15 protein-coding genes are annotated in these 18,202 nt (G+C 69.5%); 7 read left to right on the top strand and 8 right to left on the bottom strand.

The features are described from left to right. Positions 1–542 precede the first annotated feature (542 nt). From holA to IFT82_RS11290, 4 genes are read right to left on the bottom strand one after another with little or no spacing between them, the layout of a single operon-like run. Positions 543–1,556, bottom strand: coding sequence for a DNA polymerase III subunit delta (holA, locus tag IFT82_RS11305; RefSeq protein WP_192126720.1), 1,014 nt, complete (start codon positions 1,554–1,556; stop codon positions 543–545). Beyond that, complete coding sequence (gene lptE, locus IFT82_RS11300; protein WP_192126718.1) at positions 1,553–2,110, bottom strand: LPS assembly lipoprotein LptE; 558 nt, start codon at positions 2,108–2,110, stop codon at positions 1,553–1,555. Before lptE ends, holA begins: the two co-directional genes overlap by 4 nt. Positions 2,111–2,121: 11 nt before the next feature. Next, positions 2,122–4,626: a leucine--tRNA ligase gene (gene leuS / locus IFT82_RS11295; RefSeq protein ID WP_192126716.1), complete on the bottom strand. Its 2,505-nt coding sequence runs from the start codon at positions 4,624–4,626 to the stop codon at positions 2,122–2,124. A gap of 6 nt (positions 4,627–4,632) precedes the next feature. Continuing rightward, on the bottom strand, positions 4,633–5,079 hold the full coding sequence (locus IFT82_RS11290) for a DUF3576 domain-containing protein (protein ID WP_192126714.1): 447 nt from the start codon (positions 5,077–5,079) through the stop codon (positions 4,633–4,635). 252 nt (positions 5,080–5,331) lie between these two features. On the opposite strand from IFT82_RS11290, the gene IFT82_RS11285 reads away from it, so the two are divergent. Then, positions 5,332–6,042: a hypothetical protein gene (locus tag IFT82_RS11285; RefSeq protein ID WP_192126712.1), complete on the top strand. Its 711-nt coding sequence runs from the start codon at positions 5,332–5,334 to the stop codon at positions 6,040–6,042. A 916-nt stretch (positions 6,043–6,958) separates the two neighbouring features. Here the strand turns inward: IFT82_RS11285 and IFT82_RS11280 are convergent. The 3 genes from IFT82_RS11280 to IFT82_RS11270 form a co-directional block, all read right to left on the bottom strand. Further along, the gene (locus IFT82_RS11280; protein ID WP_192126710.1) at positions 6,959–7,672 is read right to left on the bottom strand and encodes a hypothetical protein; all 714 of its coding nucleotides are present in this window, start codon (positions 7,670–7,672) and stop codon (positions 6,959–6,961) included. Positions 7,673–7,676: 4 nt separating this feature from the next. Beyond that, the gene (locus IFT82_RS11275) at positions 7,677–8,882 is read right to left on the bottom strand and encodes a toxic anion resistance protein (protein ID WP_192126708.1); all 1,206 of its coding nucleotides are present in this window, start codon (positions 8,880–8,882) and stop codon (positions 7,677–7,679) included. Between the two features lie 187 nt (positions 8,883–9,069). Continuing rightward, positions 9,070–9,699, bottom strand: coding sequence for a PEP-CTERM sorting domain-containing protein (locus IFT82_RS11270; protein ID WP_192126706.1), 630 nt, complete (start codon positions 9,697–9,699; stop codon positions 9,070–9,072). A 353-nt stretch (positions 9,700–10,052) separates the two neighbouring features. On the opposite strand from IFT82_RS11270, the gene IFT82_RS11265 reads away from it, so the two are divergent. Both IFT82_RS11265 and typA read left to right on the top strand, forming a co-directional pair. After that, positions 10,053–12,191 carry a hypothetical protein gene (locus IFT82_RS11265; RefSeq protein ID WP_207105782.1) on the top strand — a complete coding sequence of 713 codons (2,139 nt, stop codon included), beginning with the start codon at positions 10,053–10,055 and terminating at the stop codon, positions 12,189–12,191. A gap of 101 nt (positions 12,192–12,292) precedes the next feature. After that, the gene (gene typA, locus IFT82_RS11260; RefSeq protein ID WP_192126702.1) at positions 12,293–14,137 is read left to right on the top strand and encodes a translational GTPase TypA; all 1,845 of its coding nucleotides are present in this window, start codon (positions 12,293–12,295) and stop codon (positions 14,135–14,137) included. Positions 14,138–14,420: 283 nt separating this feature from the next. Here the strand turns inward: typA and IFT82_RS11255 are convergent, their stop codons facing one another. Beyond that, positions 14,421–14,828 (bottom strand): hypothetical protein, encoded by a 408-nt coding sequence (locus IFT82_RS11255; protein WP_192126700.1) that lies wholly within the window; start codon positions 14,826–14,828, stop codon positions 14,421–14,423. Between the two features lie 257 nt (positions 14,829–15,085). On the opposite strand from IFT82_RS11255, the gene IFT82_RS11250 reads away from it, so the two are divergent. Genes IFT82_RS11250 through ribB form a run of 4 tightly spaced genes read left to right on the top strand, consistent with a single transcriptional unit; the run spans position 15,086 to position 18,197 of the window. Next, entirely contained in the window at positions 15,086–15,433 is a 348-nt protein-coding gene (locus IFT82_RS11250; RefSeq protein ID WP_192126699.1) for a hypothetical protein, read from the top strand. Then, the gene (gene ribD / locus IFT82_RS11245; protein WP_192126697.1) at positions 15,430–16,455 is read left to right on the top strand and encodes a bifunctional diaminohydroxyphosphoribosylaminopyrimidine deaminase/5-amino-6-(5-phosphoribosylamino)uracil reductase RibD; all 1,026 of its coding nucleotides are present in this window, start codon (positions 15,430–15,432) and stop codon (positions 16,453–16,455) included. The genes IFT82_RS11250 and ribD overlap by 4 nt, the downstream gene beginning before the upstream one ends. Position 16,456: 1 nt before the next feature. After that, entirely contained in the window at positions 16,457–17,074 is a 618-nt protein-coding gene (locus tag IFT82_RS11240; RefSeq protein WP_192126695.1) for a riboflavin synthase, read from the top strand. Beyond that, positions 17,064–18,197 (top strand): 3,4-dihydroxy-2-butanone-4-phosphate synthase, encoded by a 1,134-nt coding sequence (ribB, locus tag IFT82_RS11235; RefSeq protein ID WP_192126694.1) that lies wholly within the window; start codon positions 17,064–17,066, stop codon positions 18,195–18,197. Before IFT82_RS11240 ends, ribB begins: the two co-directional genes overlap by 11 nt. Positions 18,198–18,202: the final 5 nt, after the last annotated feature.

Here is an 18,202-nt window from a genome sequence, read left to right as displayed (position 1 = left end):
TCAGCACGCCCGTGTGAATCCCCTTCGACTCAGGTCGGCCGGAAAACGCTCTAGCGAAGCAATCCAGCGCCCGGCACGCGACGCTCCGGATCGCGTCGCCATGCTCGCAACGGCGGGAAGGGATGCGGGCCGATGCCAGCGCGTTCCAGCCCCGCCGCACCCGTCCGACGCCGGCTTCGCCATCGCCCCGTCCACGGGACCGATCCGACCACCCCGACGCGGGCGAAACCTCCGGGAAAGACCGCATCATCCAGCCAATATCCCCTCCCCGGCGGAGGCCGGGGCCCAGTGGGGGAGGCCGGCGTAAGTCACGGCAAACCTTCCCCAACTGGACCCCGGCCTCCGCCGGGGAAGCAGAAGGATGCCGCCGCCAGCGATGATGGCATACCCACCCCTTCCCGTCATGGCGAGCGCAGCGAAGCAATCCAGCGCCCGGCACACGACGCTCCGGATCGCTTCGCCATGCTCGCCATGACGGGTGGGGGCTCACAACGACAGAAACAGGCTAGCCCGACGCCGTCACGACCAGCCTCGGTGCCCCCTCACCCCCGCCGCGCCAGCGCCCTGGTCAGCGTCAGCACCGCCTCGTCCGCCAGCACCGGGCCGGCATTGCCCGGCGCCATCACCCCGCGTTCCGCCGCGCGCAGGCGGGCGATCGCGGTGGCGAGCATCGCGGGGGTCCAGCGGCGCAGCGCCCGCCCCGTCGCATCCTCGTCGCGGAAGAACACGCGGTGGCGCTTCATCACCGTGTCGGCCGGCTCGCCGCGCGCGACCTCGGCGCGCATCTCCGCCAGCGCGACGAGGCGGCGGACGATCTGGCGCAGCCACGGGATGGGCGAGATGCCCGCCTCGCCCAGCCGCGCCAGTTCCTCGGCCAGCCGGTCCGGCCGCCCCTCGACCAGCGCCTCGACCGCGCGGGTCGCCTCCGCCTCGTCGAGGTCGGCGCCGATCGCGTCGAGCGCGCCATGATCCAGTTCGTGCGGGCGATCGGGCGCGGCGTCGAGGAACAGCGCCAGCTTGTCGATCTCGCGGCCCATCACCGCGCGGTCGCCGCCGGTGCCCGCCACCAGCCGCGCCGCGACGCCGGAGGCAAGGCGCAGGCCCTGTTCGCCCGCCATCGTCACCGCCAGCCGCTCCGCATCCTGCGCGGATGGCGGGTAGCAGGCGAACGCCATCGCCAGCGGTGATTCGATCGCCAGCTTCACCAGCTTCGCGCTCGCCTTCACCGAGGGCGCGATCGCCACCACCGGATTGCCCGCCGCCTCCGCCGCCAGCAGCGCGGTGACCGCCGCGACGCTTTCCTCGCCCATCCCGGTCACGCGGATATGGCGGGCATCCCCGAACAGCGACAGCGACGCGGCCTCGTCGGCCAGCCGGGCGGGATCGGATTTCAGCGTCGCGATATCGAGGTCGACCCGCTCCGCCCGGTCGCCCATCGCCTGTGCCAGGATCGTCGCCAGCGCGGCGGCCCCCGAATCGTCGGGGCCGTGGAGCAGGTAGAAACGCAGCCGCGGCGCGGCCAGCGCCTGCCTGATCTGGTTGGCGTTCGCCTTCACCGTACCGGCGCGGGAGCCGGCGTGGTGGCCGGCAGGGCGGTCGGCGCGGCGGCGGGAACGGCGGGCGCCGCGGCCCGGCGCTGCGCATACAGCGCAATGCTGGCGACGATCTCGTCCGCGACGATGCCCGACAGGCGTTCGAGCGCGGTGTTCTCCGCCGCGATCGTCGCATATTCGGACTGGACGACATCGATCCCCGCGTCCGACCCGGCGGTCGCATCGACCAGCACCGCCCCGTCCGCCAGATCGACCAGCTGGTACCGCGCGCGCAACGTGCGGCGTTCGCGGGTGACGCTGTCGTCGCGGCGCACGCCCAGCCCCTGGATCTGGTCGTCGAGCCGGATGTCGAGCCGGTAACGCGCGCTGCCGCTGGCGCCCAGCCGGTCGCGCAGCGCATTGGCGACCAGCCAGCCCGCCTTGCCCTCGACCGGCCCGACCTCGACCTGCGTCAGCGCGGACGCGACCGCGCCGTTCGACCCGCCGCCGTAGAGCGGGCGCAGACCGCAGCCGGCGAGCACCAGCGTGGCGGCGAGCAGCAGGGCGGGCGTCCTCATGCCCCCCCTTTTCATGCGACGATGTTCACGAGGCGGTCGGGCACGACGATCACCTTGCGTGGCGCCTTGCCCTCCAGCGCGCGCACCACCTTGTCGGCGGCGAGCGCGGCGGCCTCCAGCTCGTCCTTCGCCATGCCCTTGGCCACGGTGATGGTGTCGCGCAGCTTGCCGTTGATCTGGATCGCGATCGTCACCTCGTCGTCGACCAGCATCGCCGGATCGACCACGGGCCAGGCGGCATCCGCGACCAGCCCGTCATGGCCGGCGGCGGTCCATGCCTCCTCGGCGATATGCGGCACCATCGGCGCGGCCAGGCGGAGCAGCGTCGCGATCGCGTCGTGCCGGTCGCGCGACGGTGCCGCCTTCTCCAGGGCGCCGGCCAGCGTGTAGAGCAGCGCCACCGCCTTGTTGAACTGCAACCCCTCGATCGCCTCGGCGACGCCGGCGGTGGTGCGGTGCGCCAGCTTGCGCAGCGGCACATCCTCGCCCCCCGCACCCGGTTCGCTGCCGAACAGCCGCCACAACCGCTGCACGAAGCGCCACGCCCCCTCGATCCCCGCCTCCGACCAGGGCAGGTCGCGTTCGGGCGGGCTGTCGGACAGCATGAACCAGCGGACCGCATCGGCGCCGTACTGGTCGACGATCGGTTCGGGATCGACCGTGTTCTTCTTCGACTTCGACATCTTCTCGACGCGGCCGATGGTCACGGGTTTGCCGGTCGCGATCTCGGTGCCGGCGTCGACCTCCTCGGGCGACAGCCAGCGGTTGTCGTCGGACCTGTACGTCTCGTGCGTCACCATGCCTTGCGTGAACAGGCCGGCGAACGGCTCGGCGATGTCGAGCTTGCCGATGTGGCGGAGGGCGCGCGTCCAGAACCGCGCATAGAGCAGGTGGAGGATCGCGTGCTCGACCCCGCCGATATACTGGCCGACCGGCAGCCACTGCTCCGCGATCGCGCGGTCGAACGGCCGGTCATCGGGCTGGCTGGCGAAGCGGATGAAATACCACGACGAATCGACGAAGGTGTCGAGCGTGTCGGTCTCGCGCACCGCCGCCGCGCCGCAGGACGGGCAGGCGACATGCTTCCACGTCGGATGCCGGTCGAGCGGGTTGCCGGGGATCGCGAACGACACGTCGTCGGGCAGCACCACCGGCAGTTGCTCGTGCGGCACCGGCACCACGCCGCACGCCGCGCAGTGGACGATCGGGATCGGCGTGCCCCAGTAACGCTGGCGGCTGACGCCCCAGTCGCGCAGGCGGAACACGGTGGAACCGGTGCCCCAGCCTTCCGATTCGGCACGCGCGATGACGGTGGCCTTCGCGTCCTCGATCGACAGCCCGTCGAGGAAGCGCGAATTCACGATCGCGCCGGAGCCGGTATGCGCGGTGTCGCCCTCGAACACCGGGGCGACCACCTCGCCGTCCGACACCACCCGCGTCACGTCGAGGCCGTATTTCCGCGCGAAATCCAGATCGCGCTGGTCGTGCGCGGGCACGCCCATCACTGCGCCGGTGCCGTACTCCATCAGCACGAAATTCGCGATGTAGACGGGCAGCGTCCAGCCGCCGTCGAACGGGTGCAGCACCGCGTACCCGGTGTCGAAGCCCAGCTTTTCCTGCGTCTCCAGCTCGGCGGCGGTGGTGCCGCCCTGCTTGCAGCGTTCGATGAAGGCGGCCGCCTCCGGATCGCGGGCCGCGACCTCGCGCGCGATCGGGTGATCGGCGGCGATCGCGACGAAGCTGGCGCCGAAGATCGTATCGGGCCGCGTGGAATAGACCTCGATCGCCTCGGTCAGCGGCGCCAGCGGATCGAACCTAAACGTCAGCCCCTTGCTCCGCCCGATCCAGTTCTCCTGCATCAGCCGCACCTTGTCGGGCCACTGGTCAAGGCTCGCCAGCCCGTCGAGCAGCTCGTCGGCGAAATCGGTGATCTTCAGGAACCACTGGTTAAGCTTGCGCTTCTCGACCACCGCGCCCGATCGCCAGCCGCGCCCGTCGATCACCTGCTCGTTGGCCAGCACGGTCATGTCGACCGGGTCCCAGTTGACCGAGGATTCCTTGCGATAGACCAGCCCGCCGGCCAGCAGGTCGAGGAACAGCGCCTGTTCGTGGCCGTAATAATCCGGCTCGCACGTCGCCAGTTCGCGGCTCCAGTCGAGCGCGAAGCCCAGCCGCTTCAGCTGCGCCTTCATCGCGGCGATGTTGGCGCGGGTCCAGTTGCCCGGATGCACGCCCTTTTCCATCGCGGCGTTCTCGGCGGGCATCCCGAAGGCGTCCCAGCCCATCGGGTGCAGCACCTCGTGCCCGGTCATCCGGCGGAACCGGGCCAGCACGTCGCCCATCGTGTAGTTGCGGACGTGCCCCATATGGATCTTCCCCGATGGATAGGGGAACATCTCCAGCACATAGGCGCGCGGTTTGGCGCTATGGTCGTCGGCGACGAAGGTGCCGCGTTCGTCCCATACCGCCTGCCAGTGCGCATCGGCCGTCCGCGCGTTGAACCGCGTACCCGTCATGCCCGATCAGCCGGCGACCGAGGAACGGCGCAGGTCGCGGGCGCGGGTCAGGATCAGGTCCTCCAGCTTCTGCGTGGTGGCCGCCTGCACGGGGGCGGCGATCCACTGGCCGCCACGGCTGGTCTCGCGCAGCGCGGCGACGCGGATCGCATCGGCGCGCAGGTCCTGGTCGAGGATCGTCACCGTCACCTTCATCCGCTCGGTCGGGCTCTGCGGATTGACGTACCAGTCGGTCACGATGACCCCGCCGTTGGAATCGGTCTGCACCAGCGGCATGAACGACAGCGTGTCGAGCGTGGCGCGCCACAGATAGCTGTTGACGCCGATCGTGGTGACCTTGGACGCGGCGAGATCGCTCTTGGGACGATCGGCCTTGCCCGCGCACGCGGACAGGGACAGCGAGGCGACGAGCCCCAGCGCGATCGCGACGGGGGCGGCAAAACGGCGGGGCATGGGCGTTGATCCTGCGGGAAAATGGCGATCTACGCCTCTACAGGGGCCGGTGCGGCCCCGCAAGCAGCGTGCGGGCGATGCGGGTGTCATCCGACGGCGCCGATCGGCGCCGGGCGCAGCGCGCGATATCCAGGGCTGTGTGTCTGATGCAACAGGTCTGACAAATTGGTACTGGCCTGATGGCGGCGGCGGATCGAATCATGCTAGCTGATGTTCGGGCGAAGGTTCAGTCAGGACCGGCCGGGAGTGGTAATGAAAACGGGGCGTATCATCGTCGGGATCGCAGCGGGGGCCACCATGGCCGCCTGCGCGCTCGTCGCGCCCGCCTTCGCCGCGCTCGACAAGCAATCGGCCAAGGTGCCCGCACCCCGCCAGCAGGTCCGCAGCATCGGTGGCTTCACCCCGGCGGCGGGCGATCCGCGGCTGGCGGCGCTGCTCGCGCGCGGCGGTTTCGACGCCGGCAGCGGCAGCGAATTCCGCTTCACCCCTGCCGAGGCCCGACGCGATACCCGCGCGGTGACGGTGGCGGTGCGCGCCCGCACCAACCGCGCCGTCTCGACCCGCAGCGTCGTCTCCGACAACACCGTGGGGCTGACCCCGATCTCCTACAATCTCGGCGTCGCGCTGGGGTGGAAGCGATTCGCGATCGCCAGCGACGTCAGCCGCGTCGATCTCGCCACCCAGCCCGGCGGGCGCGAGGCGGCCGATCTGGCGGTCAGCTACACCGGCACCCGGTTCAGCGGCCGGGTGAAGGCGGCGACCGACCGGCCGCTGGCGGATACGCCCCGCGCGGTCACGGTGCTGCCCAGCTATTCGGTCGATCTCGGCGGCGCCTATTCGCTGACGCGCAACATCGATGTCACCGCCGGCGTCCGCTACCGCTCGGATCGTGACCGGCTGACCCAGACCGACGTCCGGCGCGACAGCCAGGCGGTCTATGTCGGGACGGCCTTCCGCTTCTGACCGGCGGGCGGGTCGGGCACGGACTTCCCGACCCGCCCTACCCGCACCTGCCCCCACCTCCGTCATTGCGAGCGCCGCAAAGCAATCCAGAGCGTCGCGCGCCGAACCCCGGATTGCTTCGTTGCGCCCGCGATGACGGCCGGATCGATGGCGCCACATCCGTCCATCACCGACGCGGGATGACCAACGCGCCGACCCCGCACGATCTGTCCTACACGATCGCGGTCCGGTAAATCCCGTCGGTCGCCGCTTCCATCGGCGCGGCGCGGGGGGATCGGATGCACCGGCGAGGGGGAACGAAGGGCAGCGCAACGACGGCACGCGCCGTCGCAGCCATGCCCCCGCCGCCATACCCTCACTTCCGTCATGGCGAGCGCAGCGAAGCAATCCAGAGCCCGGCGCGTGACGCTCTGGACTGCTTCGCTACGCCCGCGATAACGGCCACAACGATGGCACGGCATCCGTCCATCACCGACGCAGCATGACTAACGCGCTTGCCCCACACGATCTGTCCTACACGATCGCGATCCGGTAAATCCCGTCGGTCGCCGCTTCCACCGGCGCGGCGCGGGGGGGATCGGATGCAACGGCGACGGGGAACGAAGGGTAGCGCAACGACGGCACGCGCCGTCGCAGCCATGCCCCCGCCCCGGTCCGCCCGCACCCCTGTAGGATGCGACTTTCGTGACTTTCCGTGCGACTTTCCGCGATGGCAGGCACCGCCTGCCGGGGCGCCACCCGCGAAACCGAACCGTGCCCGACCCGGCCCGCCCGCCTTGGAGCGGGATGACATTGGTCTGACCCCATCCGTTATTGCGAGCGTAGCGAAGCAATCCAGCGCCGGACCAGGACGCCCTGGATTGCTTCGCTCCGCTCGCAATGACGAACATCCGGTTCAACCAGATATCATCCGGTTCTAGCCCGCCGGGTCGTCGCCGCTGTACTTCAGTTCCAGATACCGCCCCCGCGTCTGCAGGCTGTCCAGGTCCCCCTGCGCCAGCCGCTCGGTCATCGCCGCGATCTCGCGCTCGATCACGCCCAGCCCGTCGGACAGCGCCGCATCCGGGGTGCGGCCGCCGCGTTCGGTGGTGCGCAACGTCGTCGGCACGCGCGCGTAATCGTCGACGAAGGCGGGCAATTGTTCGCCGATCAGGCGACGGATCTCGTCCGCGCTCTCGCCCGCCGGGTCGACCCGCGCCAGTTGCGGCGACAGCGTGCGCAACCGCTCCGCGATCCGGTCGATCAGGTGTTGCGCGGGGGCGGGCAGGCTGCGGCGCTGCGCCTGCAGCCACCGCTCGGTCTGCGCGGGCAGCGCCTTCAGGTCCAGCGTCCGCAGCTTCTCGGGCGGCGGCAGCGGGCGATCGGCGGTGGTCGGCCACACCGCGATCGCCACCGTCACCGCCAGTATCGCGACGATCGTCAGGAACACCCCCATGATGCCGATCGGGGTCACGATGCCCGCGACGAACGCCGCGATCAGGATCGCGATCACCGCGGCGGCGATGCGTTTCAGCCGGCGCGCGCCCTGCCCCGCCCGGCGCGGCGCGCGATCGGGCATGGCGGGGCCGGGATCGGCGATCCGCGACCAGCTGGATCGCGCCGCGGCGATCGCATCGTCGACATCGCTCATGGCGTTACAGCGACTCCAGCTTGAACTGGTCGGACGGGCCCTTCAACGCGCCCTGCGCCGCCCCCTCGGCGCGGGCGATATAGCCGCGCGACTTCTCCACCTCGTTGCCCAGCGTGTTGACCGTGGTCTTCATCGAATCGAGCGCCTTCAGCTTGAACGTGTCGATCGCGTCCATCGTGTCGTAGATGTTCTGGAACGCGCGTTGCAGCGTTTCCAGCGGGATCGTCGCGCTGGCGGCCTGTTCGTGGATGCGCGCGGTGTTCTCCTTCAGCAGGCGGCCGGTCGATTCGATGATGTTGGCGGTGGTGGTGTTCAGCTGCGTGATCTGTTCCAGCACCAGTTTCTGGTTGGTCAGCGCCTGCGCGACGGTGACGGCGGTGCGCAGCGCCGCGACCGTCGTGGTCGATGCGCGGTCGACGCCCTTCACCAGCTCGACATTGTTCTTCTTCACCAGGTCCAGCGCCAGATAGCCCTGCACCGTCACCGCCATCTGGGTCAGCAGGTCCTGCGTGCGCTGGCGGGTATAGAACAGCGCGGTCTCGCGGATCGCCTTCGCCTTGGCGGGGTCGCTGTGGTCGAGGTCGTTGGCGGTGTCCTCCAGCTTCGCATCCAGCTGGCGCGACAGGTGGATCATCTGCTCCAGCCGCCCCATCGCCGCCCACAGGTTCGCCCGCTCGGTATCGATCGCGGCATTGTCCATCAGCAGTTCGTCCTTGCCGCTGGCCAGGCTCTTCAGGATCGAGCTGATATGCGTCTGCGACGATTTGTAGCCGTCGAAGTAATCGCGCATCTTGTTGCCGAACGGGATGATCCCGAACAGCTTCTGCGGCGCGGTCAGGCTGCCCTTCTTCCCCGGGTCGAGGTCCTCGACCACGCGGCGCAGTTCGGCCAGGTCCTTGCCGACGCCGCTGTCGGCGTTCATCGCCTTCACCGGGCGGTCGAGGAAGCGGTTGGACTGGCCCGCCGCCTCGCGGATCTCCTTCGCGCCCATCGCGGTGATCGCGTCGACGCGGCGGCCGAATTCTGGGGAGTTCACGTCCTGCGCGACCAGATCGGCGACGAACCCGTCGACCCGGTTGTCGAGTTCGCTGCGCTTGCCCTCGTCCACCGGCACCAGCCCCGCCGCCTTCGCCGGGGTCACCGTGGGGACGGGATCGGGGGGCGTCAGCACCAGAGCGGGTTCGGCAATCGTCTCGGCAGTGGTCGCCATCGTCGTCCCTCCGGCAGGCACCTGCCTGCTCATCGGTGGCGAATGTGCCGGGTGTCGTCCTGCCGTTCAAGTGTATGATTGCGATAATACGCGTCAGGACCCGCCATGGGGCGGGGCCCGGGTCGGGTCCGTCGTCCCTTGCGGGGGGCCTGCCGGCATGATCGCCGGGCAGGCCCCCCGTGTCCGGTCAGGCGAAGCGCACGGTGGTGCGCCGCCGGCTGCGAAGGGCGAGGCCGGTCGCGGCGAGGCCGATCGCCATCATCGCCCAGCTCGACGGTTCGGGCACCGCCGCCGTCAGCATCCCGTTGTCCGGCGAGAAATCGGTGACCAGCGTGCCCGCGCCGACACCGGTGCGCGGCCACAGGTTCCAGCTATAGTCCTTCACGGCGAAGCCGGTGCTGGCGAACAGCGCGCCGGATACCGCCACCGAAAACGCGTTGCCGGTGATCGACGCGGTCAGTGCGGTGGCGCCGACCGATGCGGTCCCGTCCTTGTTGACCCGCACGACCTGGTTGAAGCGGACCTCGGGGGCATTCAGGTTGGCGAAGGGAGCGATGGTGCCGGTGCCGGTGTTGACGCCGATGATGTAGACCCCGATCGTCCCCGGATCGATCGCGCCCGCCATGGTGGCGCCCAGCGTGAAGATGTCGGTCGCGACATTGTATTCGACCGAGAACGACGTCACGTCCAGATCGGCAGCCGCCCCGGTATAGCCGGGGGCGAAATCGCCGATCGCGTCCACGACGGTGGCGGCCTGCGCGGCGGGTGCGAGTAGCAAGGCCGATGCGATCGTCGCGAGTCGATATGCCATCTTCATGATTTTTCTCCCTGATGCTGACAGGCCAGCGACCGCGTGAACGGCCATAAAATGGTCCCGATTCGGGGTTAATTCATGTTTACCTGTGTGGCAATTGCCCGGATCGTCCCGCTTTGGGTGCGGCCGCCGACGGCAGGCGCGGGATCGGCATGTCGGCACCTGACCGGGTTCCGGCCGTCGTTCCGGGTGTGATGTGAACGGTCAGATGTGTCGTGCGGACGATACACGATGACCGGTTACCGGACATTCGGTGCGCATCGTTCTGCCGGCCGGTCCCGTGCAGGTCCGGCCGGAAGTACCGCATCGACATCAGGGGGCATGCCGTGTTTGTTATCGATGCCGTTCCATCGTCCTTGCTCCCCTCCGTCGCGCAGGCGGCGACGCAGGATGCGGGTGCCGTACCCGCCGGTCAGGCCATCGTTCCGGAGATCGTCGTGACCGCCCCGGCACGGCCGAAATCGCTGCAGGGCGCGACCCCGGTCGAGGAACTGTCGGAGGGACGCATCTCCACCTATGGCGCGCGCTCGGTCAACGACCTGATCCAGCAGCTGCAACGGCAACAGGGCGGCCGGCCCTTCTCGATCATCGTCAACGGTCGTCGTCTCGGCTCACTGGCCGATCTCGGCGAACTGCCCGCCGAAGCGCTGCAGGCGATCGAGATCTACAATCCCGCGGAGGGGCTGCGGTTCGGCTTCGGCGCGAACGAGCCGCTGCTGAACCTGTCGCTGAAACGGAAATTCGGGTCGCTGTCGCTGGAGGGGGACGGGCGCGATACGACCGATGGCGGGGGCGCGAGCGTATCGGGTGGCGGGCGGGGCGCCAGGCTGAACGGCGACGACCGGCTGAACGGCTTCGCCAATGTCCGCGCGAACGAGGGGCTGCTGGCCCGCCAGCGGCCCGGTATCGCCGACAGCGGCGGCGAACCGGTGCCGCAGGACCGGAGCCTCGTACCCCGGTCGCGGCTGGTTTCCGGCACCCTGGGCGCCGCGCGGCCGCTGGGTGACGGCAATCTCGATATCGGCCTGCGGACATCCGGTACGCAGGACAGCCGGCGCCAGGGCGGGGGCGTCCGGCAGGAGGGGCGCAACCGGTCGTCCGGATTGAACACGACCTATTCCAACACCGTCGGCGACCTCTTTCTTACCCTGTCTTCCGATGTCGGGCGCAGCACCAGCCGGTCGCGCATCCGGACCGGCGCGGATACATCGTCATGCGCCGGATGCGGCATCGTACAGGATCAGGCCAGCGCGACGACCAGCGCCGAGCTAGCCGCGCTGATGATCGGCAAGATCGGATCGCTGCCGGCGGGCGACATGCGGATCAACCTGACGATACGGCGCAACCGGGCGCATACCACCACGACCGATCGGCTGAACCGCCAGGTCGTCGGCGCGAACTATGCCACCACGTCCGCGCAGGCGAATGTCAGCCTGCCGCTGATCGCCGCCTCGACGCCGGTGCTGGGCATGCTGGGGCAGGTCGATCTGACGCCCTCGATCAATTACAACGCGATCGACGGGACGGGGCATGTCACCGGCACGACCGTCGCCCTCAGCTGGCAGCCGGTATCCGACCTGTCGATCAACGCCTCGCTCCTCCGGCGCGGATCGCTGCCGTCGAACGATCAGGTCAACGCGCCGGTCCAGCGGCTGATCGGCCTGACCGTCTACGACTATCGCGTCGGGGCGCTGGTACCCGTCGAGCAGGTCACCGGCGGCGCGCCGCTCGCCGCCGAGACCAGCCGGGATGTCCGTGTGGATGCCGATTACAACGGCACGGTCGGCAAGAGCCGCCTGAACGCCGGTGCCGGCTATGCCCGAACCGCGACCGACCGGCCGACGATCCGCCTGACCGAACCGTCGGCCTTCGCCGAACGCTATTTCCCCGACCGGTTCGGGCGCGACACGGCCGGACGGCTGGTGAGCGTCGACACCCGGCCGTTCAACGCGGTGCGGCAGGTGGCCGAAAGCGTGACGGGCAGGATCGGCCTGTCGGGCAGGCGGGCGGACGGCAGGACGAACTGGAACGCCGGCATTCAGGGCGAACGGCAGTTGCGGCAATCGTTGCGGCTGGGGCCGGCGATCCCCGTCATCGACACGCTGTCAAACCCGTTGAGCGTGTTGACCGGCGTCCAGGGACGACAGCGGTGGAGCGGGCAGATGGCCGTGAATGGTCCCAGGCTGGGGGCGAACCTCACCGCCAGCCGAACCGGGCGCGCGCGATCCACGTCGGTGGCCGATCCAGCGACCGGGGTCGACGTCGCGCCACTGGTGCGGATCGACGGGCGCGTCTTCCTGACCCTGCGGCCGCCCGGCGCCACCGCAGCGGCCGGCGGCGGATATCGACTGGAACTGGCGGTCGACAACATCACCAACGCCCGCCCCCGCATCCGCACGTTCGACCGGGCCGGCAGCAGGACGCTGAACCCGTCGCTGCTCGACCCGGTCGCGCGCACGATCCTGGTCTCGTTCAGGATGCCCATCGGCCGTTGAGCATGGCGCGCCGGAACCCGGGGCCGCCCCGCCCCTTCCCGCGGCGCACCATTTGCGCTAAGGGCGCACGCAATTATAGCCCCAGACATTCAGGATTCCTCATGAGCCTCCGCAACGTGGCGATCATCGCGCACGTCGATCATGGTAAAACCACCCTGGTCGACCAGCTTTTCCGCCAGTCGGGCACCTTCCGCGACAACCAGCGGGTCGAGGAGCGGGCGATGGATTCGAACGACCTCGAAAAGGAGCGCGGGATCACGATTCTCGCCAAGCCGACCTCGGTCGACTGGACTCCGCCGGGCAGCGATGAATCGATCCGCATCAACATCGTCGACACCCCCGGCCACGCCGATTTTGGCGGCGAGGTGGAACGCATCCTGTCGATGGTCGACGGCGTCGTCCTGCTGGTCGATTCGTCGGAAGGCGCGATGCCGCAGACGAAGTTCGTGACCGGCAAGGCGCTGGCGCTGGGCCTGAAGCCGATCGTCGTCGTCAACAAGGTCGACCGTCCCGACGCGCGCATCCAGGAAGTGCTGGACGAGGTGTTCGACCTGTTCGTGTCGCTCGACGCGAACGACGAACAGCTCGATTTCCCCGTGCTCTACGCCTCGGGCCGCAACGGCTATGCCTCGACCGACATGGATGCGCGCGAAGGCACGCTGATCCCGATGTTCGAGACGATCGTATCGCACGTCCCCGCCCCCAAGGTGGAAATCGAGGACGTGCCGTTCACCTTCCTCGTCACGCTGCTCGACCGCGACAACTTCCTCGGCCGCGTGCTGACCGGCCGGGTCAATTCGGGCACGATCAAGCTGAACCAGCCGATCCACGCGCTCGATAACGACGGCAACATCGTCGAGACGGGCCGCGCGTCGAAGATCATGTCGTTCCGCGGGCTGGAGCGCGTGCCGGTCGAAGAGGCGAAGGCGGGCGACATCATCTCGCTGGCCGGTCTGTCGATCGCGACCGTCGCCAACACGATCGCCGACGTCACCGTCACCGAGCCGCTGCACGCCCAGCCGATCGATCCGCCGACGCTGTCGATGCGCTTCGCGGTGAACGATTCGCCGATGGCGGGTCGCGAGGGCACCAAGGTGACGTCGCGGATGATCCGCGACCGCCTGTTCCGCGAGGCCGAGTCGAACGTCGCCGTGAAGGTGACCGAGGCCGCCGACCGCGACAGCTACGAAGTGGCGGGCCGCGGCGAGCTTCAGCTGGGCGTGCTGATCGAGACGATGCGCCGCGAAGGCTTCGAGCTGGGCATCAGCCGCCCGCGCGTGCTGTTCGGCGAGGACGAGAACGGCAAGAAGACCGAGCCGTACGAAACCGTCATCATCGACGTGGACGACGAATATTCGGGCACGGTCGTCGAGAAGATGAACCTGCGCAAGGCGGAGCTGACCGACATGCGCCCGTCGACCGGCGGCAAGACGCGCATCACCTTCTCCGCGCCGTCGCGTGGCATGATCGGTTACCACGGCGAGTTCCTGTCGGACACGCGCGGCACCGGCATCATGAACCGGCTGTTCGAGAAGTACGGCCCGCACAAGGGCCAGATCGAGGGCCGCAAGAACGGCGTGCTGATCTCCAATGGCGCCGGTGAAGCCAATTCCTACGCGCTGGGGCCGCTCGAAGAGCGCGGCATCCTGTTCGTCGGCCACGGCGAGGCGCTGTACGAGGGCATGATCGTCGGCGAGAACGCCAAGCCGGACGACCTCGAGGTCAACCCGATGAAGACCAAGGCGCTGACCAACTTCCGCGCCTCGGGCGGCAAGGACGATCAGGTCCGCCTGACCCCGCCGAAGCGCGCGACGCTGGAGCAGGCGATTGCGTACATCGACGACGACGAGATGGTCGAAGTCACGCCGAAGTCGATCCGCCTGCGCAAGCGCCACCTCGACGCCAACGAGCGCAAGAAGGCGAGCCGCGCGAAGCTGTCGTCGTAAGGCGGGCCTCGCGGCACGCGAGGACCGACGACGCGGCGGATGACGAACAAGAGGGGGCGGGCCGCAGGGTCCGCCCCCTCTTGTTCGTCCTGACGACATCCGGCTTCAAGGTTCGGACGGTGCCCTGCCATCATCCGTCACGATGACCATGGATGGCGACGCCATCCGAAATGCCGTCCGTACGAGATTGATGGATCGCCACCGCGCATCGGTAGCAGCGGATCAGGGGGCCGATGCCGCCCTGCCCCCGTCAGGCACCCTTCGGTCAGGCCTCCACAGGCATTCAGTCGAGGAACGGCCGCCCCAGCCGGGCGGTGGTGTAGAGCAGCACCTTCGGCCGCCCTGCCACGGTGACGTTGCCGAACCGTGCCTGCTCCACCTCCCACTGGCCCCGGCGCCCGTCCGCGAACCGCACCGTGCCCCGCGCCCGGCACGGCACCATGTCGATCGTCGCATCGGCCGACTGGAAATCGGGCACCCGCTTCGCCCGGGTCAGGTAGGCGCGGACCTGCGCCGCGGTGGGGCGGAACGTCGAACAGCGCATCGACGGATCGGTGACCGGCCCCACGGCATAGCCCGATCGCGTCACGGCGACGCTGCGGATCGCCGGAAGTCCCGTCGGGCACAGCGGCGGGGTCAGCTCGGTGCCGGCGGTGCAACCGGCGGCGGCCATCAGAAGGGACAGGATCACCATCGCGCCGTACTCGCCTCCGTATCCTACTTCCACGACACCTGCGGGTGCCGGAAGACCTCGGTCATCGGTACGCGGAACGTCTGGCCGGGTTCCTTCATCCTCCGCACCGAATGACATGGCGTCCGAAAACGGCCCGCTGACGGGCACCGCCGTCATATCGCATCGTGCCGCCATGCGTGCCTGAAAACCGCACCGGGCCCCGCCACCCCCGACGACCACTGGCACTCCCCGCCCCGCTGCCCTATTTTACGCCCATGAACTTCTTCAGCCGCATGTCGCCGTGGCGCGCCTACAAGGATCTGCGCGCCTTCCTTGCCACCCGCGAGCGGTACGAACTGAGGTTCCTGGCGCTGGCAATGGCGGTCACCGGATGCCTGGTCTACGCCTTCGTACACGATTCCCATGTCGAGCCGGAGTACAAGCGCGAGATCGTCTATGTGGAGCAGTGGAGCGCCGACCGCACCGATGCGCAGATCCGCGCGCAACAGGCGATCGACGCGCCGATCAAGGCGAAGCGGATGGCCGAGATGCAGGCGGCGCGCGACAAGCAGCAGGCCGCATTCAAGCGGGCCGACGATCAGCTCACGCGCTGGGGGCTTTGACCCGCGGCGACGGTGACGCCGGCTGGCTCCACGCCGCGCTGACGCTGGCCGAGCGGACGCGCGGTCGCACCGCCCCCAATCCCAATGTCGGCTGCGTGATCGTGCGTGACGGCCGTGTCGTCGGGCGTGGCTGGACCCAGCCCGGCGGGCGTCCCCATGCGGAGGCGATGGCGCTGGCGCAGGCGGGCGGCGCGGCGCGGGGGGCGACCTGCCACGTCACGCTCGAACCCTGCGCGCATGTCTCGGCGCGGGGGCCGGCGTGCAGCGACCTGCTGGTGGCGGCGGGCGTCGCGCATGTCGTCGCGGCGCTGGAGGACCCCGACCTCCGTACCGCCGGCGCCGGCTTCGCCCGGCTGCGCGCGGCCGGCATCGCCGTCGCCATCGCTCCCCCGGCCGGTCCCGTCGCCGCCGCCGCGCGCGCGTCGATGGCGGGCTTCCTCACCCGCCGCGCCGCCGGGCGGCCGCACGTCACGCTGAAGCTCGCCACCTCGCTCGACGGTGCGATCGCGCTCGCCTCGGGCGAAAGCCGCTGGATTACCGGGGCGGCGGCGCGCGCGCATGTCCATCTCGAACGCAGCCGGCACGACGCGATCCTGGTCGGGCGCGGCACGCTGGACACCGATGCCCCCCGCCTCGACGTGCGCCTGCCCGGCCTGGCGGATCGCAGCCCGCGCCGCATCGTGCTGACCGGCAGCACGCCACCCGCCGGCTGGACCGCGATCGCCACCCCCGCCGCGATCGCCGCGCTGGACAATGTCGACCATCTGTTCGTGGAGGGGGGCGCCCGCACCGCCGCCGCCTTCCTCGCCGCCGATCTGGTCGACCGGCTGCTGCTCTACCGCGCGCCGATCCTGATCGGGGGCGGCGTGCCCGCGCTCGGCGATATCGGCGTCGGCACGCTCGCCGCCGCGCATGGCCGCTGGCGCGCGGTCGATGCGCGGATGCTTGGCAGCGACCGGGTGGAGGTCTACGAGCGCGAGCGCGTCGCCAGTGCGGCGGCAACCACGGGGGCAACGAGGTAACATGTTCACCGGCATCGTCTCCGACATCGGGCGGATCGTCCGCATCGAACCGCGCGGCGACACCCGCGTGCGGATCGCCACCGCCTATGACACCGCCACCGTCGATCTCGGCGCGTCGATCGCCTGTTCGGGCGTCTGCCTGACCGTGGTCGACAAAGGCAGGGACGAGGCGGGCGATTGGTTCGCGGTCGACGTTTCGGGCGAAACCGTCGCGCGCACCGCCCCCGGCCAGTGGCACGAAGGCCGCGCGCTCAACCTGGAACGCGCGATGAAGCTGGGCGACGAACTCGGCGGCCATATCGTCACCGGCCATGTCGATGGCGTCGCCACCGTGCTGACGGTGGAGCGGACCGGCGATTCGCATCGCATCGGCCTGCGCGTCGATGCCGCGCTCGCGCCGTTCCTCGCGGTGAAGGGATCGATCACCATCGACGGCGTGTCGCTGACCGTCAACGAGGTCGCCGATCAGGACGCCTCGACGCATTTCTGGGTCAATCTGATCCCGCATACCTGGTCCGTCACCACGCTGGGCGCGCTGGCGCCCGGACAGGCGGTGAACATCGAGATCGACGTGCTGGCCCGTTACCTGCAACGCATGGAGCATTATCGTGGCCGCTAACCCCGCCCTGGCCTCACTGCGCCACGCCTTCCTCTCCTCGCCGGAGGAGATCATCGACGAGGCACGCAACGGCCGCATGTTCATCCTCGTCGACGACGAGGACCGCGAGAACGAGGGCGATCTCGTCATCCCCGCGCAGATGGCGACGCCGGAGAAAATCAACTTCATGGCCCGCCACGGTCGTGGCCTGATCTGTCTGGCGATGACGAAGGCGCGGACGCAGGAACTGGGGCTAGACCTGATGAGCCGCCACAACGGCACCCGCCATGAAACCGCCTTCACCGTCTCGATCGAGGCGCGCGAGGGGGTGACGACCGGCATCTCCGCCGCCGACCGGGCCTGCACCATCGCCACCGCGATCGACGGTACCAAGGGCGCGGCTGAGATCGTCACCCCCGGCCACGTCTTCCCCCTCGTCGCGCGCGACGGCGGCGTGCTGGTGCGCGCGGGCCATACCGAGGCGGCGGTGGACGTGTCGCGCCTCGCCGGCCTCAACCCCTCGGGCGTGATCTGCGAGATCATGAACGAGGACGGCACGATGGCGCGGATGGACGACCTCGTCACCTTCGCGCAGTTTCACAACCTGAAGATCGGCACGATCCGCGACCTGATCGCCTATCGCCGCCGCTACGACCATCTGGTCGAGAAGACGTCGGAGGCCAGCTTCACCAGCCGCTGGGGTGGCGAATGGCGGACGCTGGCCTATCGCAACACCGCGACGGGCACCGAACAGGTCGCGCTGGTCAAGGGCCGGATCGATCCGTCGCAGCCGGTGCTGGTACGGATGCACGCGCTGTCCCCGTTCGGCGACCTGTTCGGCCAGGACGACGATCGCGGCGGGATGCTGGCGCGCTCGATGAAGGCGATCGCGAAGGCGGGGTCGGGCGTCATCGTCCTCATCAACCGCCAGCGCGCCGACGCCTTCACCACCGCCGTCCGCCGCCAGGCGGGCGAGCAGGTGGAGGTGCCGATGGAGGAACTGCGCGATTACGGCGTCGGCGCGATGATCCTTGCCGAACTGGGGGTCCACGACATGATCCTGCTCACCAACACCCACCACACGCTTGTCGGGCTCGACGGCTACGGCCTGTCGATCGTCGGCGAGCGGCGCATCGAGGAATAACAATC

Origin of the sequence: Sphingomonas sp. CFBP 8760 (genome assembly GCF_014841615.1) — a bacterium.
Taxonomy (GTDB): Bacteria; Pseudomonadota; Alphaproteobacteria; order Sphingomonadales; family Sphingomonadaceae; genus Sphingomonas.
Note: the sequence above shows the minus strand (reverse complement) of the source record. Positions and strands in the feature narration are given on the sequence as shown.

Bases quoted from the DNA above. Each gene is read 5' to 3' on its own strand.
- lptE (WP_192126718.1), bottom strand. From the start codon at position 2,110: ATGAGGACGCCCGCCCTGCTGCTCGCCGCCACGCTGGTGCTCGCCGGC.
- leuS (WP_192126716.1), bottom strand. From the start codon at position 4,626: ATGACGGGTACGCGGTTCAACGCGCGGACGGCCGATGCGCACTGGCAG.
- IFT82_RS11290 (WP_192126714.1), bottom strand. From the start codon at position 5,079: ATGCCCCGCCGTTTTGCCGCCCCCGTCGCGATCGCGCTGGGGCTCGTC.
- IFT82_RS11285 (WP_192126712.1), top strand. From the start codon at position 5,332: ATGAAAACGGGGCGTATCATCGTCGGGATCGCAGCGGGGGCCACCATG.
- IFT82_RS11280 (WP_192126710.1), bottom strand. From the start codon at position 7,672: ATGAGCGATGTCGACGATGCGATCGCCGCGGCGCGATCCAGCTGGTCG.
- IFT82_RS11275 (WP_192126708.1), bottom strand. From the start codon at position 8,882: ATGGCGACCACTGCCGAGACGATTGCCGAACCCGCTCTGGTGCTGACG.
- IFT82_RS11270 (WP_192126706.1), bottom strand. From the start codon at position 9,699: ATGAAGATGGCATATCGACTCGCGACGATCGCATCGGCCTTGCTACTC.
- typA (WP_192126702.1), top strand. From the start codon at position 12,293: ATGAGCCTCCGCAACGTGGCGATCATCGCGCACGTCGATCATGGTAAA.
- IFT82_RS11250 (WP_192126699.1), top strand. From the start codon at position 15,086: ATGAACTTCTTCAGCCGCATGTCGCCGTGGCGCGCCTACAAGGATCTG.
- IFT82_RS11240 (WP_192126695.1), top strand. From the start codon at position 16,457: ATGTTCACCGGCATCGTCTCCGACATCGGGCGGATCGTCCGCATCGAA.